The sequence below is a fragment of the Porphyrobacter sp. THAI-01a genome (genome assembly GCF_056868655.1).
This window is the reverse complement of record NZ_CP180579.1, coordinates 1,230,235-1,245,737: the sequence shown is the minus strand read 5'-3', so window position 1 is coordinate 1,245,737 and position 15,503 is coordinate 1,230,235. Positions and strand designations below refer to the sequence as shown.

At 63.0% G+C, this 15,503-nt stretch carries 23 protein-coding genes; all 23 read right to left on the bottom strand.

Annotated features, from left to right (window positions below):
• Position 1: 1 nt before the first annotated feature.
• The 23 genes from rplR to ACMX37_RS05940 all read right to left on the bottom strand — a co-directional run bounded on the left by rplR (position 2) and on the right by ACMX37_RS05940 (position 15,269).
• A complete protein-coding gene (rplR, locus tag ACMX37_RS06050) occupies positions 2 to 346 on the bottom strand; it encodes a 50S ribosomal protein L18 (RefSeq protein ID WP_285712866.1) in 345 nt (114 codons plus the stop codon).
• 1 nt (position 347) lies between these two features.
• Positions 348 to 881 carry a 50S ribosomal protein L6 gene (rplF, locus tag ACMX37_RS06045; RefSeq protein WP_483147968.1) on the bottom strand — a complete coding sequence of 178 codons (534 nt, stop codon included), beginning with the start codon at positions 879 to 881 and terminating at the stop codon, positions 348 to 350.
• Positions 881 to 1,276, bottom strand: coding sequence for a 30S ribosomal protein S8 (rpsH, locus tag ACMX37_RS06040; protein WP_483147967.1), 396 nt, complete (start codon positions 1,274 to 1,276; stop codon positions 881 to 883). The genes rplF and rpsH overlap by 1 nt, the downstream gene beginning before the upstream one ends.
• 10 nt (positions 1,277 to 1,286) lie before the next feature.
• On the bottom strand, positions 1,287 to 1,592 hold the full coding sequence (gene rpsN / locus ACMX37_RS06035; protein WP_088914641.1) for a 30S ribosomal protein S14: 306 nt from the start codon (positions 1,590 to 1,592) through the stop codon (positions 1,287 to 1,289).
• A 42-nt stretch (positions 1,593 to 1,634) separates the two neighbouring features.
• Positions 1,635 to 2,216, bottom strand: a complete 582-nt coding sequence (rplE, locus tag ACMX37_RS06030; RefSeq protein WP_483147966.1) for a 50S ribosomal protein L5 — start codon at positions 2,214 to 2,216, stop codon at positions 1,635 to 1,637.
• Positions 2,209 to 2,529 (bottom strand): 50S ribosomal protein L24, encoded by a 321-nt coding sequence (rplX, locus tag ACMX37_RS06025; RefSeq protein WP_483147965.1) that lies wholly within the window; start codon positions 2,527 to 2,529, stop codon positions 2,209 to 2,211. Before rplX ends, rplE begins: the two co-directional genes overlap by 8 nt.
• Complete coding sequence (gene rplN / locus ACMX37_RS06020; protein WP_088914644.1) at positions 2,529 to 2,897, bottom strand: 50S ribosomal protein L14; 369 nt, start codon at positions 2,895 to 2,897, stop codon at positions 2,529 to 2,531. The genes rplX and rplN overlap by 1 nt, the downstream gene beginning before the upstream one ends.
• Positions 2,898 to 2,969: 72 nt before the next feature.
• Positions 2,970 to 3,260: a 30S ribosomal protein S17 gene (rpsQ, locus tag ACMX37_RS06015; protein ID WP_066529809.1), complete on the bottom strand. Its 291-nt coding sequence runs from the start codon at positions 3,258 to 3,260 to the stop codon at positions 2,970 to 2,972.
• A gap of 11 nt (positions 3,261 to 3,271) precedes the next feature.
• Positions 3,272 to 3,484 carry a 50S ribosomal protein L29 gene (gene rpmC / locus ACMX37_RS06010; RefSeq protein ID WP_066529807.1) on the bottom strand — a complete coding sequence of 71 codons (213 nt, stop codon included), beginning with the start codon at positions 3,482 to 3,484 and terminating at the stop codon, positions 3,272 to 3,274.
• Positions 3,484 to 3,918: a 50S ribosomal protein L16 gene (gene rplP / locus ACMX37_RS06005; RefSeq protein ID WP_088914645.1), complete on the bottom strand. Its 435-nt coding sequence runs from the start codon at positions 3,916 to 3,918 to the stop codon at positions 3,484 to 3,486. Before rplP ends, rpmC begins: the two co-directional genes overlap by 1 nt.
• Before the next feature lie 11 nt (positions 3,919 to 3,929).
• Positions 3,930 to 4,625, bottom strand: a complete 696-nt coding sequence (gene rpsC / locus ACMX37_RS06000; protein ID WP_483147964.1) for a 30S ribosomal protein S3 — start codon at positions 4,623 to 4,625, stop codon at positions 3,930 to 3,932.
• 1 nt (position 4,626) lies between these two features.
• Positions 4,627 to 5,004: a 50S ribosomal protein L22 gene (rplV, locus tag ACMX37_RS05995; RefSeq protein ID WP_069310550.1), complete on the bottom strand. Its 378-nt coding sequence runs from the start codon at positions 5,002 to 5,004 to the stop codon at positions 4,627 to 4,629.
• On the bottom strand, positions 5,004 to 5,279 hold the full coding sequence (rpsS, locus tag ACMX37_RS05990) for a 30S ribosomal protein S19 (protein WP_088914647.1): 276 nt from the start codon (positions 5,277 to 5,279) through the stop codon (positions 5,004 to 5,006). Before rpsS ends, rplV begins: the two co-directional genes overlap by 1 nt.
• Positions 5,280 to 5,285: 6 nt before the next feature.
• Complete coding sequence (gene rplB / locus ACMX37_RS05985) at positions 5,286 to 6,122, bottom strand: 50S ribosomal protein L2 (RefSeq protein WP_088914648.1); 837 nt, start codon at positions 6,120 to 6,122, stop codon at positions 5,286 to 5,288.
• Between the two features lie 23 nt (positions 6,123 to 6,145).
• Positions 6,146 to 6,454, bottom strand: coding sequence for a 50S ribosomal protein L23 (locus ACMX37_RS05980; protein ID WP_088914649.1), 309 nt, complete (start codon positions 6,452 to 6,454; stop codon positions 6,146 to 6,148).
• Positions 6,447 to 7,070, bottom strand: coding sequence for a 50S ribosomal protein L4 (rplD, locus tag ACMX37_RS05975; RefSeq protein ID WP_483147963.1), 624 nt, complete (start codon positions 7,068 to 7,070; stop codon positions 6,447 to 6,449). The genes ACMX37_RS05980 and rplD overlap by 8 nt, the downstream gene beginning before the upstream one ends.
• 3 nt (positions 7,071 to 7,073) lie before the next feature.
• Positions 7,074 to 7,868 carry a 50S ribosomal protein L3 gene (rplC, locus tag ACMX37_RS05970; RefSeq protein WP_483147962.1) on the bottom strand — a complete coding sequence of 265 codons (795 nt, stop codon included), beginning with the start codon at positions 7,866 to 7,868 and terminating at the stop codon, positions 7,074 to 7,076.
• A 277-nt stretch (positions 7,869 to 8,145) separates the two neighbouring features.
• The gene (gene rpsJ, locus ACMX37_RS05965; protein WP_017665146.1) at positions 8,146 to 8,457 is read right to left on the bottom strand and encodes a 30S ribosomal protein S10; all 312 of its coding nucleotides are present in this window, start codon (positions 8,455 to 8,457) and stop codon (positions 8,146 to 8,148) included.
• 329 nt (positions 8,458 to 8,786) lie between these two features.
• Positions 8,787 to 9,977 (bottom strand): elongation factor Tu, encoded by a 1,191-nt coding sequence (tuf, locus tag ACMX37_RS05960; RefSeq protein ID WP_483147961.1) that lies wholly within the window; start codon positions 9,975 to 9,977, stop codon positions 8,787 to 8,789.
• A 95-nt stretch (positions 9,978 to 10,072) separates the two neighbouring features.
• Positions 10,073 to 12,205, bottom strand: coding sequence for an elongation factor G (gene fusA, locus ACMX37_RS05955; protein WP_483147960.1), 2,133 nt, complete (start codon positions 12,203 to 12,205; stop codon positions 10,073 to 10,075).
• A 110-nt stretch (positions 12,206 to 12,315) separates the two neighbouring features.
• Positions 12,316 to 12,786: a 30S ribosomal protein S7 gene (rpsG, locus tag ACMX37_RS05950; RefSeq protein ID WP_069310558.1), complete on the bottom strand. Its 471-nt coding sequence runs from the start codon at positions 12,784 to 12,786 to the stop codon at positions 12,316 to 12,318.
• A gap of 144 nt (positions 12,787 to 12,930) precedes the next feature.
• The gene (gene rpsL / locus ACMX37_RS05945) at positions 12,931 to 13,302 is read right to left on the bottom strand and encodes a 30S ribosomal protein S12 (protein WP_006831873.1); all 372 of its coding nucleotides are present in this window, start codon (positions 13,300 to 13,302) and stop codon (positions 12,931 to 12,933) included.
• Positions 13,303 to 13,898: 596 nt separating this feature from the next.
• The gene (locus tag ACMX37_RS05940) at positions 13,899 to 15,269 is read right to left on the bottom strand and encodes an AAA family ATPase (protein ID WP_483147959.1); all 1,371 of its coding nucleotides are present in this window, start codon (positions 15,267 to 15,269) and stop codon (positions 13,899 to 13,901) included.
• Positions 15,270 to 15,503: the final 234 nt, after the last annotated feature.

Here is a 15,503-nt window from a genome sequence, read left to right as displayed (position 1 = left end):
GTCAGAACTCCAGCCCGCCTTCGCGGGCGGCATCGGCCAGCGCCTTGACGCGGCCATGGAACAGGAACCCGCCGCGATCGAACACGACAGTGGTCACGCCCGCCTTCTTGGCGGCCTCGGCGATCTGCTTGCCGACTTCGGCAGCAGCATCGACATTCGCGCCGCTGGTCTTGGCGCCGAGCGTCGAGGCGGCAGCAACGGTCTTGCCGGCCGCATCGTCGATGATCTGGGCGTAGATGTGACGGCCGGTGCGGTGCACCGACAGACGGGGCTTGCCACCGGCACGCGCGCGCAGCGCAGTGCGGACCCGGCGACGGCGACGTTCGAAAAGGGAAAGCTTTGCCATCTTATCTCTTCTTCCCTTCCTTGCGGAAGATATACTCGCCGCGATAGGCGATCCCCTTGCCCTTGTAGGGCTCGGGCTTGCGCCAGCGGCGGATTTCGGCGGCAAACTGGCCGACGGCCTGCTTGTCCGAGCCGGAAATCTCGATCGTGGTCTGATCCGGGGTCTTCACTTCGAGACCTTCGGGCACGGCGAGGTCGACATCGTGGCTGTAGCCGAGCTGCAGCTTCAGCGTCTTGCCCTGCGCATTCGCACGGTAGCCGACGCCCTTGATCACGAGCACCTTGGTGAAGCCGGCACTGACGCCTTCCACCAGGTTCGACACCAGCGTGCGCTGCATGCCCCAGAAGGCGCGCGCCTGCTTGCTGTCATTGGCCGGCTTGACCGAGATCGAGCCGTCCTCGAGCGAGTAGGTGATGAGGTCCGACAGACCCATCGACAGGGTGCCCTTGGGCCCCTTCACGACGAGCGTGCCGTTCTCGATGGTGGCCGTGACCCCGCCGGGGATCGCCACGGGCTTCTTGCCAATGCGGCTCATCAGAACACCTCCGCCAGCACTTCGCCGCCGACGTTGTGGCTGCGCGCCTCGGCATCCGAGAGCACGCCGCGCGGCGTCGAGACGATGGTGATGCCGAGGCCGTTGCGGATCGTCGGGAGTTCCTTGGAACCCGAATAGACGCGGCGGCCGGGCTTCGAGACGCGGGCCACGTGCTTGATCGCGGGCTCGCCTTCGAAATACTTCAGTTCGATCCGCAGCGCCTTGTGCTTGCCCGAATTGTCTTCGCTGTAGCCACGGATGTAGCCTTCACGCTGAAGCACTTCGAGAACGCTCGCACGCAGGTTGCTCGCCGGAGTCAGGACGGAGTCCTTCTTGGCGCGCTGGCCGTTGCGGATGCGGGTGAGCATGTCACCCAGAGGATCGGTCATTGCCATCTTTGTGTCCTCACCAGCTCGACTTGGTCAGGCCCGGAATCAGGCCCTTGTTGCCGAGATCGCGCAGTTCGATACGGTTGATGCCGAACTTGCGGTAATAGCCGCGGGGGCGGCCGGTGGTGGCGCAACGGTTGCGCACCCGGGTCGGGTTCGCGTTGCGCGGAAGCTCCGCCATCTTGAGACGGGCGACTAGGCGCTCGGTCTCGTCGAGGGATTCGTCGTTCGCGATCGCCTTCAGCTTCTCGTACTTCGCAGCGTACTGCTTGACGAGCTTCTTGCGACGCTCATTCTTGTTGATGGAACTCAGTTTCGCCATGGACTTAAGCTCTCTGCTTTCGTGTCTCTAAGGGGAAGCGGCTCACGCCGCTTCCTTCTGTTCGGTCTTGGCCTCGCCCTGGAAGGGGAAGCCGAACAGGCGCAGCAGCTCGCGCGCCTCTTCGTCGGTCTTGGCGGTGGTGGTGACGATGATGTCCATCCCACGCACCTTCTCGATCTTGTCGTAGCTGATTTCGGGGAACACGATCTGTTCCTTCAGCCCCATCGCGTAGTTGCCGCGGCCGTCGAACGACTTGGCGTTCAGCCCGCGGAAGTCGCGGATGCGCGGCATGGCGACGGTCACGAGACGGTCGAGGAATTCGTACATCCGCTCGCGGCGCAGGGTCACCTTGCAACCGATCGGCATGCCTTCACGCAGCTTGAACTGCGCGATCGACTTCTTGGCGAGCGTGATGACCGGCTTCTGGCCGGCGATCAGCGCCATTTCCTCGGCGGCGGTCTGAACCTTCTTCTTGTCCTGGCTCGCCTCGCCCACGCCCATGTTGAGCGTGATCTTCTCGAGCTTGGGCACTTCCATCCGGTTCTTGTAGCCGAACTTCTCGGTCATGGCCTTGACGATCTCGTTGTCGTACTTGGCCTTCATCCGGGCGGTGTAATCAGCCATCGATGGTCTCCCCACTCTTGACGGCGACGCGCACCTTCTTCCCGTCCTTCACTTCGAAGCGGACGCGGGTGGCCTTGCCGGTCTTGGGATCAGCCAGAGCGACCTTCGAGATGTGCATCGGCGCGGCGAAGCGGTCGATGCCACCCTGCGGGTTCTGCTGGCTGGGCTTGCGGTGACGGGCGACGATGTTCACGCCCTCGACGACGACCTTGCCGTCCTTCGGGAGAACCTGGGCGACCGTACCGGTGCGGCCCTTGTCCTTGCCCGACAGCACGACGACGCTGTCACCCTTCTTGATCTTCGCGGCAGCCATCACAGCACCTCCGGCGCGAGCGAGATGATCTTCATGAAGCCCTTGCCGCGCAGTTCGCGCACCACGGGGCCGAAGATACGGGTGCCGATCGGCTCCTCGTTCTTGTTCACGAGCACGGCCGCGTTGCTGTCGAAGCGGATCACGGTGCCGTCGGGACGACGCACGTCCTTCTTGGTGCGCACGATCACGGCGCGGTGAACGTCGCCCTTCTTGACCTTGGTGCGCGGCTGCGCCTCCTTGATGGAGACGACGATCACGTCGCCGACGCCCGCGGTACGACGCTTCGAGCCACCCAGCACCTTGATGCACTGGACGCGCTTGGCGCCGCTGTTGTCCGCGACGTCGAGATTGGATTGCATCTGGATCATGGATCCGTCTTCCTTCTCATTGGCTTACCGGGACGCCCGATCCGACCGGGGCCCGGCAGTTCCGTCTACGTTTCAGTTACCCGCAGCCGCGACGTCGAGGTCGGCTTCCACCGCCTGCACGCCGCCCGCCACGACCCGGTCCTTGACGATCCAGGTCTTGGTCTTCGACATCGGGCGGGTCTCCTCGATCCGCACCACGTCACCCACGGTGTATTCGTTCTGCTCGTCGTGCGCGTGATACTTCTTCGAACGACGGATGATCTTCCCGTAGAGCGGGTGCTTCACCTTGCGTTCGACCAGCACGGTCACGGTCTTGTCGGTCTTGTCGGAGGTCACAGTCCCGACGAGGATGCGCTTGGGCATGTGCTTTCTCCTTACGCCTTGGCGGCGGCGGCTTTCGCCGCACGCTCGCTCTGCAGCGTCTTGATCTGCGCGATGGTCCGGCGCACCTGACGGATGCGCGACGGGGCCTCGAGCTGGTTGGTCGCAGCCTGGAACCGCAGATTGTACTGCTCGCGCTTGAGCTCCGTAAGCTCGGCGGTCAGCTGATCATCGGTCTTGGTGCGAAGGTCCGCGATATCGGCCATTATTCGCCTCCCAGGTGGCTGGTGTCGCCGAGACGGGCGACGACCTTGGTCTTGATCGGCAGCTTCATGGCTGCGCGCTCGAACGCCTCGGCCGCGAGCGGGCCGGCAACGCCGTCGAGTTCGAACAGGATGCGGCCCGGCTTCACGCGCGCCGCCCAGTATTCGACCGAACCCTTGCCCTTACCCTGACGGACTTCGGCAGGCTTCTTCGACACGGGCACATCGGGGAACACGCGGATCCAGAGGCGACCCTGGCGCTTGATGTGACGGGTGATGGCACGACGCGCCGCTTCGATCTGGCGGGCGGTAACCCGCTCCGGCTCGAGGGCCTTGAGGCCGTAGGAGCCGAAGTTGAGGGTGGTGCCACCCTTGGCGTCGCCCTTGATCCGGCCCTTGAAGGCCTTGCGGAACTTGGTCTTTTTCGGTTGCAACATGGTCTTTTACCTCAGCGAGCCGGGCGGACGCCGGAAGTCTGTGCTTCCATCATCAGGCGGTCCTGCGCGGTCGGATCGTGGGCGAGGATCTCGCCCTTGAAGATCCACACCTTGATCCCGATGATCCCGTAGGCGGTGAGCGCCTCGGTCTCGGCGTAATCGATGTTGGCGCGCAGCGTGTGGAGCGGCACGCGGCCTTCGCGGTACCATTCGACGCGGGCGATCTCCGCCCCGCCGAGACGGCCGCCGCACACGATCTTGATGCCTTCGGCACCCAGACGCAGCGCCGACTGCACCGCACGCTTCATCGCCCGGCGGAACGCCACGCGACGCACCAGCTGGTCGGCGATACCCTGCGCGACGAGCTTGGCGTCGATTTCCGGCTTGCGGATCTCGACGATGTTCAGCTTCACGTCGCTGGCGGTCATGGTGGCGAGCTTCGAGCGCAGCTTCTCGATGTCGGCGCCCTTCTTGCCGATGATGACACCCGGACGCGCAGCATAGATCGAGACGCGGCACAGCTTGGCCGGACGCTCGATCACCACCTTCGAAACCGCCGCCTGGGGCAGGTTCGTCATGATGTACTTGCGGATCGCGATGTCTTCCTTGAGCAGCTGGGCATAGTCACGCCCTTCGGCGTACCAGCGGCTGTCCCAGGTGCGGTTGATCTGCAGGCGCAGACCGATCGGATTGCTCTTCTGACCCATCTCAGGCCTCCTCTGCTTCGCGAACGACGATCCGCAGACGCGAGAACGGCTTGAGGATCCGGGTCGACTTGCCGCGACCACGGGTGTGGAAGCGCTTCATCGTCACCGACTTGCCCACGCTCGCTTCAGCGACGATCAGCGCGTCGACATCGAGGTTGTGGTTGTTTTCAGCGTTGGCGATCGCCGAGGCGAGAACCTTGCTCGCATCGCGCGCCATCGCCCGCTTCGAAAAGGCGAGGATGTTCATCGCCTCTTCGGCCTTCTTGCCACGGATCAGGGCCGCGACGAGGTTGAGCTTCTGCGCCGAACCACGGATCGTGGTGCCGACGGCCAGCGCCTCGTTATCGCCCACGCGGCGGGGTGCCTTTGCCTTGCCCATTAGCGCTTGCCCTTCTTGTCGGCAGCGTGGCCAGGGAAGGTGCGCGTGGGCGCAAATTCACCGAGCTTGTGGCCGACCATTTCTTCCGAAACCGAAACGGGAATGAACTTGTGCCCGTTGTAGACGTTGAAGGTGAGCCCGACGAACTGGGGCAGGATCGTCGAACGCCGCGACCAGGTCTTGATCGGCTTGGCGTTCGTGGTTTCCTGCGCCGTTTCTGCCTTCTTCAGCAGGCTCAGCTCGACAAACGGACCTTTCCAGACGGAACGTGCCATCGTCTCTTACCTCTTCTTCTTCGCGTGACGCGAACGGATGATCATCTTGTCCGTCTGCTTGTTGTGGCGCGTGCGGGCACCCTTGGTCGGCTTGCCCCACGGAGTGACCGGATGGCGGCCACCCGAGGTGCGGCCTTCACCACCGCCGTGCGGGTGGTCGACCGGGTTCTTCGCGACGCCGCGGGTCAGCGGACGCTTGCCCATCCAGCGCGAGCGGCCGGCCTTGGCAAAGTTCTGGTTGGCGTTGTCGGGGTTCGACACCGCACCCACCGTGCCCATGCAGTCGGCGCGCAGGTAACGCTGCTCGCCCGAGTTCAGGCGGACGATCACGAAAGCCCGGTCACGGCCGACGACCTGCACATAGGTACCGGCCGAACGGGCGATCTGGCCGCCCTTGCCCGGCTTCATCTCGACGTTGTGGCAGATCGTGCCGACCGGCATCTGGCCCAGCAGCATGGCGTTGCCCGGCTTGGTGTCGGTCTTCTCGCCGGCCACGACCTGGTCACCGACAGCGAGACGCTGCGGCGCGATGATGTAGGCCTGCTCGCCGTCCTCGTACTTCACCAGCGCGATGAAGGCGGTGCGGTTCGGGTCGTACTCGAGACGCTCGACGGTGGCCGGCATGTCCCACTTGCGACGCTTGAAGTCGATGAAGCGGTACTTCTGCTTGTGGCCCCCGGCGATCCCGCGCGAGGTGACGTGGCCCTTGTTGTTGCGGCCACCGGTCTTGCGCTTCCCTTCGGTCAGCGCCTTGACGGGCTTGCCCTTGTAGAGCCCCGACTTGTCGACCAGGATCAGGCCGCGGCGGGCGGGACTGGTCGGCTTGTAGTTCTTGAGTGCCATTGTTCGTGTCCTGTCCCTTGGCCTCAGATACCGCTGGTGATGTCGATCATCTCACCCTCGGCGAGGGTGACGATGGCCTTCTTCACGTCGGAACGCTGATAGGCCTTGCCCTTCCAGCGCTTGGTCTTGCCCTTCTGGACAAGGGTGTTCACGGCGACGACCTTCTTGTCGTAGATCGCCTCGATCGCTTCCTTGATCTGCGGCTTGGTCGCATCCTTGGCGACCTTGAAGACCACGGCGTTCTGTTCCGACGCGAGGGTCGACTTCTCGGTGATGTGCGGCGCGATGATCACATCGTAGTGACGCGCGTCCACGGTCTGCTTCTTAGCCATTGAAGCGCGCCTCCAGCTTTTCGACAGCGGCCTTGGTCAGCACCAGCGTGTCGTGGTTGAGGATGTCGTAGACATTGGCGCCGATCGCCGGGAGCACGTTGATGCCCGGGAGGTTGCCGGCAGCCTTCTTGAAGCCCGCGTCGACCTGCTCGCCGTCGATCACCAGCACCTTGCCGGTCAGGCCGGCCTTGGTGAGGTGGCCCTTCAGCGCCTTGGTCTTGGCGTCCTTCAGCTCGAGGCTGTCGACGACGACCAGACCGTTCTTGGCCCTGGTCGAAAGCGCCATCTTGAGACCGAGCGCGCGGATCTTCTTGTTGAGCGACTGCTCGAAGTCACGCTTGCGCGCGCCGTGAGCCTTGCCGCCGCCGATGAAGATCGGGGCCGCACGGTCGCCGTGACGGGCGGTGCCGCCACCCTTCTGGCGGCCGAACTTCTTGCCGGTGCGGGCCACCTCCGAACGCTCGCGCGTCGGACGGGCGGTGCCGCGGCGGTTCTCGAGCTGCCAGGTCACCACGCGGTGCAGGATGTCGGCACGCGGCTCGAGACCGAACACGTCGTCCGACAGTTCGATGTCGCCCGAGGCCTTGCCCTCGATGTTCTGAACCTTGATCTTCATGGCTCAGCCTTCCTTGTTTTCTTCGGTGGCCGGCGCGTCGGTTTCGACGGCTTCGGTCACGATGGCTTCTTCGGCCGCGACTTCGACCACCGAGGGGGTCTCGTCAGCCACGGGGGCCTTCTTCTCGAGGATCGCACCCGGGAACGGCAGGCCTTCGGGGGCCGGCAGCTTCACCGCGTCGCGCACGAGCAGCCAACCGTTCTTCGCACCCGGCACCGAGCCCTTGACGAAGAGAAGGCCGCGCTCGGCATCGGTGCGGACGATTTCGAGGTTCTGCTGGGTGCGCTGACGGTCGCCCATGTGGCCGGCCATCTTCTTGCCCTTGAACACGCGGCCCGGATCCTGGCGGTTACCGGTCGAACCGTGGGCACGGTGCGAGATCGAGACACCGTGGGTGGCGCGCATACCGCCGAAGCCCCAACGCTTCATGGCACCGGCGAAACCCTTGCCCTGCGTGTGGCCGGTGATGTCGACCATCTGGCCGGCAATGAAGTGCTCGGCACTGATGGTGGCGCCGACCGGGACCAGCGCGTCGGCGCTGTCCACGCGGAATTCGGCGACCTGCTTCTTCAGGCCGACATCGGCCTTGGCGAATTGTTCACGCTGCGGCTTGGCAACGTTCTTGTGCTTGGCTTCGCCCGCGCCGAGCTGGACCGCGAAATAGCCATCGCGGTCGGCGGTACGGTGCGAGACCACCTGGCAGTCTTCCAGCGCGAGAACGGTCACGGGCACGTGCCGGCCGTCCTCCTGGAAGAGGCGGGTCATCCCGACTTTCTTTGCGATAACGCCGGTGCGCATCGTCAGTTCACTCCTCGACAGAGGCACCCTGCAGACCATCCGCAAGGTGCGTGTGAGACCGCGACACCAGAATGGCATCGCGGCCCCGTTCAGCCCGAATTTTGATACATCGCCCCGTCCGGGCTGAGTGCTCCTGCTGGCCGGGTGGCCTCGGGAGCGAGACGGGGGACGCAGCCCGGAGAGGTTCTCCGGCGGTATCCACCCTATCGTCAGGCGGAGCCATCAGGGCTCCAACGATAGAGGCCCCTCACCTGAGCGAGGGGCATTTCGGCTAGCCTCAGGCCAGCTTGATCTCGACGTTCACGCCGGCAGCCAGATCGAGCTTCATCAGCGCGTCGACCGTCTGGGCGTTGGGCTGCACGATGTCGAGCAGCCGCTTGTAGGTGCGCACCTCGAACTGCTCGCGCGACTTCTTGTCGACGTGCGGGCCGCGGTTCACGGTGAACTTCTCGATACGCGTTGGCAGCGGAATGGGGCCACGAATAAGAGCGCCGGTGCGGCGGGCCGTATCTGCGATCTCGCCAGTGGCCTGGTCGAGAACGCGGTGGTCGAACGCCTTGAGGCGAATACGGATATTCTGAGCTTCCATGTCCTACTACCGATGCGAAAGAGCCAAGGAGCCGCCGGTTGCCCGGCATTTCCCAAAAACAAAGACCGCCCCGCGTGCATCCGGTTTCCCGTGAGCGGGCGGCCTTCCTCAAAACTCGTGACAGACGGGACGAATCTCGTCTGCGGATGCGCGCCTATACGGGGAGCGCCCCCTTCTGGCAAGGGCCAACGGACAGGAAATTACATGACCGTGAAACGACCGTAATTCCGGACCGCGAAGGCGCCCTGCCCTCACACAAAAAGGCCCGGCAGCTCATGGGAGCGCCGGGCCTCTTCGTGTTCAGTTTCGCCCCTTAACGGAGCAGCACCTTACTTGGTGATCTTGGCGACGACGCCCGAACCCACGGTGCGGCCACCTTCGCGGATCGCGAAGCGCAGACCTTCGTCCATGGCGATCGGGGCGATCAGCTTGACGCCGATGGTCACGTTGTCGCCCGGCATCACCATTTCGGTGCCTTCGGGAAGGATCACTTCGCCGGTCACGTCGGTGGTGCGGAAGTAGAACTGCGGGCGGTAGTTGGCGAAGAACGGCGTGTGACGGCCGCCTTCGTCCTTCGACAGCACGTAGACCTCGGCCGAGAACTCGGTGTGCGGGGTCACGGTGCCCGGCTTGGCGAGAACCTGGCCGCGCTCGACTTCCTCACGGGCCACGCCGCGGATCAGGGCACCGACGTTGTCGCCGGCTTCACCGCGATCAAGCAGCTTGCGGAACATTTCCACGCCGGTGACGGTGGTCTTGCGGGTGTCCTTGATGCCGACGATCTCGACTTCGTCACCCACGTTCACGACGCCGGTTTCGATACGGCCGGTCACCACGGTGCCGCGGCCCGAGATCGAGAACACGTCTTCGATCGGCATGAGGAAGCTCTTGTCGATCGGACGATCGGGCTGCGGGATGTACTGGTCGACGGCTTCGATGAGCGCGATGACCGAGTTCTTGCCGATCTCGTCGTCACGGCCTTCGAGAGCGGCCAGAGCCGAACCCTTGACGATCGGAATGTTGTCGCCGTCGAAGTCGTACGACGAGAGCAGCTCGCGCACTTCCAGCTCGACGAGCTCGAGGATTTCCTCGTCGTCGACCTGGTCGACCTTGTTCATGTACACGACCAGCGCCGGCACGCCGACCTGACGGGCGAGCAGGATGTGCTCGCGGGTCTGGGGCATCGGGCCGTCGGCGGCGTTCACGACCAGGATCGCGCCGTCCATCTGGGCGGCACCGGTGATCATGTTCTTCACGTAGTCGGCGTGACCCGGGCAGTCGACGTGCGCGTAGTGACGGGCAGCCGATTCGTACTCGACGTGCGCGGTCGAGATGGTGATGCCGCGCTCGCGCTCTTCCGGAGCCTTGTCGATGTTGGCGAAGTCCACGGCGCTGCCGCCGTAGGTTTCAGCCATCACCTTGGTGATCGCCGCGGTCAGCGTGGTCTTGCCATGGTCGACGTGACCGATGGTGCCGATGTTGCAGTGCGGCTTATTCCGCTGGAACTTTTCCTTGGCCATTTCTCTGGTGTACCTTCTTGGATGAGAATGATGTGTTCGCGGGAGAAAGGCAGCGCCCGCAGAATCAGGCGCCGCCCCTAGACTGCCGAAGCAGCTTAGGCAAGTTTCTCCTTGACCTCGGCTGCGACGTTGGCCGGAACCTCGTCATAGTGCGAGAACTGCATGGTGTACTGCGCACGCCCCTGGGTGAACGAACGCAGCTCGTTGACGTAGCCGAACATGTTGGCGAGCGGCACGAAGGCCTCGACCGCCTGGGCATTGCCCCGGGTGTCGGTGCCCTGGATCTGGCCGCGCCGCGAGTTCAGGTCGCCGATGACATCGCCGAGGTAATCATCGGGGGTCACCACTTCAACCTTCATGATCGGCTCGAGCAGCTTGATCCCGGCCTTCTGGGCCACTTCGCGCATGGCACCGCGGGCGGCGATTTCGAACGCGATCGCGCTCGAGTCGACGTCGTGGTAGGCACCATCGGTCAGCCTGATCGAGAAGTCGATGATCGGGAAGCCCACGAGGTGGCCGCTTTCGGCCTGCTCGCGGAAGCCCTTTTCGATCGCCGGGATGTATTCGCGCGGAATGTTCCCGCCCTTGATCTGGTCCTCGAAGATCACGCCCTGGCCGCGCTCACCCGGGGTGACCGTGACCTTCACGCGGCCGAACTGGCCCGAGCCGCCCGACTGCTTCTTGTGGGTGTAATCGACTTCGACCTCGCGGGCGAGGTATTCGCGGTAGGCCACCTGCGGCGCGCCGACGTTGGCCTCGACCTTGAACTCGCGGCGCATGCGGTCGACGATGATGTCGAGATGCAGTTCGCCCATGCCCTTGATGATCGTCTGACCGCTTTCGTGGTCGGTCGACACGCGGAACGAGGGGTCTTCCTGCGCCAGGCGGTTGAGGGCGATGCCCATCTTTTCCTGGTCGGCCTTGGTCTTGGGTTCCACCGAGAGCTCGATCACGGGCTCGGGGAATTCCATGCGCTCGAGGATGATCGGCTTGGACGCGTCGCACAGGGTGTCCCCGGTGGTCGTGTCTTTCATGCCGGCCAGCGCCACGATGTCGCCGGCGAACGCCTCATCGATGTCCTCGCGGTTGTTCGAGTGCATCAGCAGCATGCGGCCGATCTTTTCCTTCTTGTCCTTCACCGAGTTCAGGACCTGGCCCTTGGTGAGCTTGCCCGAATAGATGCGGGTGAAGGTCAGCGATCCCACGAACGGATCGTTCATGATCTTGAACGCCAGCGCGGCGAAGGGCGCATCGTCGCTCGAGGGACGCTCGTCTTCCTGGTCGCTGTCGGGCAGCACGCCCTTGATCGGCGGAATGTCGAGCGGCGAGGGCATATAGTCGACCACGGCGTCGAGCAGGGGCTGGACGCCCTTGTTCTTGAACGCCGAGCCGCAGGTCACCGGCACGAAGGCGCGCGCGATGGTGCCCTGACGGATCAGCTTCTTGATCGTCGGGACATCGGGCTCGTTGCCTTCGAGATAGGCTTCCATGATCTCGTCGTCTTGTTCGACGACGAGCTCGATAAGGCGCTCGCGGTATTCGGCGGCCTTGTCGGCGAGGTCAGCGGGGATCTCGATGAACTCGTACTTCGCGCCGAGGCTCTCGTCCTTCCAGACGATGCCGCGGTTGTTGACGAGGTCGACCACGCCCTGCAGCTGGCTCTCGGCCCCGATCGGGAGATAAAGCACCAGCGGCTTGGCGCCGAGGCGGTCGATGATCGACTGCACGCAATAGTAGAAGTCGGCGCCGGTGCGGTCGAGCTTGTTAATGAAGCACATTCTGGGGACGCCGTACTTGTCTGCCTGGCGCCATACGGTTTCGGACTGCGGTTCCACGCCGGCCACGCCGTCGAACACCGCAACGGCACCGTCGAGCACGCGCAGCGAGCGTTCGACTTCGATGGTGAAGTCGACGTGGCCGGGGGTGTCGATGATGTTGATGCGGTGCTTGGGCTGGCCCTCGCGCAGCGCGTCGGGGTCGCTCATCGGGTCCATCGAGGAATCCTCGGCGGTCCAGAAGGTCGTGGTCGCGGCCGAGGTGATCGTGATCCCGCGCTCCTGCTCCTGCTCCATCCAGTCCATCGTCGCGGCACCATCGTGCACTTCGCCGATCTTGTAGGACTTGCCGGTGTAGTAGAGAATGCGCTCGGTCGTGGTGGTCTTGCCGGCATCGATGTGCGCCATGATGCCGATATTGCGATAGCGCTCCAGCGGATACTCGCGGGCCATATCAGGTTCCTTGATCGTGAGGGGGCCGCCGGGTCGCGGTCAGGGCCCCATATAGGGAGAATTGTGACAGCCGGAAGACCTACATCCCCGGCTGCCCACAATCCGCGAGATTACCAGCGGTAGTGCGAGAAGGCGCGGTTCGCGTCCGCCATGCGGTGCGTGTCCTCGCGCTTCTTCACGGCATTGCCGCGGTTGTTGGCCGCATCGAGCAGCTCGCCCGACAGCCGCGCGGCCATCGTGGTTTCCGGACGACCGCGCGCAGCCGTGATCAGCCAGCGGATCGCGAGGGCCTGGGCACGCTCGGGGCGAACCTCGACCGGCACCTGGTAGGTCGCACCACCGACACGGCGGCTGCGCACTTCCACCTGCGGCTTCACGTTGTTCAGCGCATCGTGGAACAGCTGGATGGGATCGGCCTTCGCCTTGGCTTCGACCGTGGCGAGCGCGCCATAGACGATCTTCTCGGCAACAGCCTTCTTACCGTCGAGCATGAGGTTGTTCATGAACTTCGACAGGATCTGATCCCCGTACTGGGGATCGGGCAGGATGACCCGCTTTTCGGGACGACGGCGACGTGACATGCTTTGAACTCCTTCGGAGTGCGGCGAACCATCCGGTTCGCCTTGCGGCTCCGGCCCACTCCCCCTCCCGACCACCCAGATGCTATCCCGTAGGATGCTCGGGAGGGCGAGCGGTCCGGAGCCGGACCTGCCGCTGTTGAAACCTTACTTCGGACGCTTGGCGCCGTACTTCGAGCGCGACTGCTTGCGGTCCTTCACGCCCTGCGTGTCGAGCACGCCGCGAAGGACGTGGTAGCGCACGCCCGGAAGGTCGCGCACACGCCCGCCACGGATCAGCACCACCGAGTGCTCCTGCAGGTTGTGCCCTTCGCCGGGAATGTAGGAGATGACCTCGCGCTGGTTGGTCAGGCGGACCTTGGCCACCTTGCGCAGCGCCGAGTTCGGCTTCTTCGGGGTCGTCGTGTAGACGCGGGTGCAGACGCCGCGCTTCTGCGGGTTCTGCTCCATCGCAGGGACCTTGCTCTTGGCCTTCTGCGGAACGCGGCCCTTGCGGACCAGCTGGTTGATCGTCGGCATGTAAGACTTTCTCTCTTCACCGTGACTGGCCTTGCGCCCCTCCCTTCCCCGTTCGCCCTGAGCCTGTCGAAGGGCCGCACTTCCTTTTCCCCGTGGGAGCAGAGGAAAGAACGGTGCTTCGACCCCGGCCTGCGCCGGGGCAGGCAAGCTCAGCACGAACGGCAGAAAGGCATGGCCCTCAGCCGATGATGGCAGCACGGGTACCCGACGATGTGGGAGGAGAGTTGGCTTGGCCTTGTGCAAACCCGTCACCCCGCACGTGATGCGGGGCTAGGCTAACAAGAACGCCCGCACTTGCGGACATAATCGCTGCTCACACAAGCCGAAACGCTCCACCCGCATGTCAGGCCCTTCGGCCACCGGGTTACTTTGCCGGCTGCCCCCGCGAGAGGGAAGCACCGCCAATGTTCAGCTCGCTTCCGAGGGAGACCCTGCGGAAAGGATGCGCGCCCTTAGGCGGGTTTGGGGTGGGGGTCAAGGGTGGGTGTTGTTCGCGGCGCGAAGTTCCAAGTCACCATAATCCCGCACGGTCAACGGGCAAACTTGAAGCCGTGCCATAGGAGCTGGCGGTACAAACAGCGGAGGCCCTCGATCGCTCAAGCCGCTAAAAACTCGGCCAGTTTGCCAAGCCTGTCGCTCAACTCGGTAGCCATTTCTGGACGAACGTAGCCTTTGTCGTCCAAAAGGCCCGTTACCTGATCTCGGGCCACCACCGGGGGTTTTGTCCGGATGTCGGGCGCCGGAAGTTCCATAAAGTGATACTCGGGGAAGGCACGCTTCAAATTGGTCAAATCTGCTGGCCGATTGTTGTCAAGCACCCCCGCCACCTTTTTGAACCCAAGTGCTTTCAACACACCGACAACATTTGGCATATTCGCCGCTCCACCCGCGCCCCAACCATACGTTGCATACTTTGCGAGTTCCGGCTTACTCGCCACCACCTTTGGCCAAAATACTACATCTTCCTGTCCTTCGAAAACGAGCACGGGATCGTCGGCGAAAAATATCTCACGAGCATCAAGGCCAAATACGTGAGGATTATTGGCGTTTGGCGCTAGCAATCGCCCTAATGATTTAGATGTTGACACTGAAAGCTGATGCACCTCGATCGCGCCATTTCGATCCCAAGTCCTGACTATCTCTGCTCCCTCAGCGATAGCGTCGGGATCAACAAAGTATGGAGAGTGGGTAGAGACAACAATCTGGCGGTCCGCAGAGAATCGTTTGATGACCGCAGCCAGCCGCTTCTGAATGCTCGGATGGAGTGACAATTCAGGTTCATCTATCGCAATGAAATCATCCGCCTGCGAGTCGAATAAAGCCGCGATAATGACGAAAATGCTAACGATGCCGTCGCCACTCCCGCTGAGAGAATGCGATTTTGCTGATGATCTCAGTTTGATGAAATATTGCCCTGTTTCGTTTTGATCAATCGACCAATCCATAAAATCAGGTACGACCTCTCCAAGGAGTGCGTCGAAAGCCCCATGATTTTTTTCAAGCTCGAAGAGACGCCCTTCGAATCCGGAAAGGATTTGTTCGCGTGCCGCCTGGTACGAACCGAAGTGAGTTGCGTAGGCATTTCTGGACGCGGAATGAGATCTTCCGAAATAAGGTGAAAATTGCCTCCGCGAGGGCACGACATATGGCGCAAGGCCGTTGCTTCTATTTGAAACGGACTCACTGCTTCCACGCCGTAGGGAGACCACGTCATCCAAGTTGTTATCGATGAGATATTTGATAGAAACAGAATCGGTTTCATCATTGCGCATGCCGACATGGAAACTCGGATTCTGATGTACTGATGAACGTATTTTTATCGCTTCGATGATAGTGGACTTTCCTGAATTATTAGGACCAGTAAGCAGGGTCAGTCCACTACCCGGTTTGCCATTAGGAATTGCGAGCGCTATATCCCGCGCGATAGCAAACCCGCGTAGCCCTTCGATCGTGATTTTCTGTAGCATGCTTCATCTAGAGCGGGGCGAGCAGAATAGGCAAGCTAAAGACGTTTGGCTCCTTTGCATTCTCTGCGTGAGGTCGCCATCTTTTGCTCTGGCGCTGCCCTCTTCGTGTAGACTTTGGAAGCGGGACCCCGGGTCAAGCCTGGGAGGCGATAAGGAGGGCCGGGCGCCTCCCCTTCTCTCGTCATTGCGAGCCGCAGGCGAAGCAATCCATCGCCTGCCGACGCCTCCGAGCAC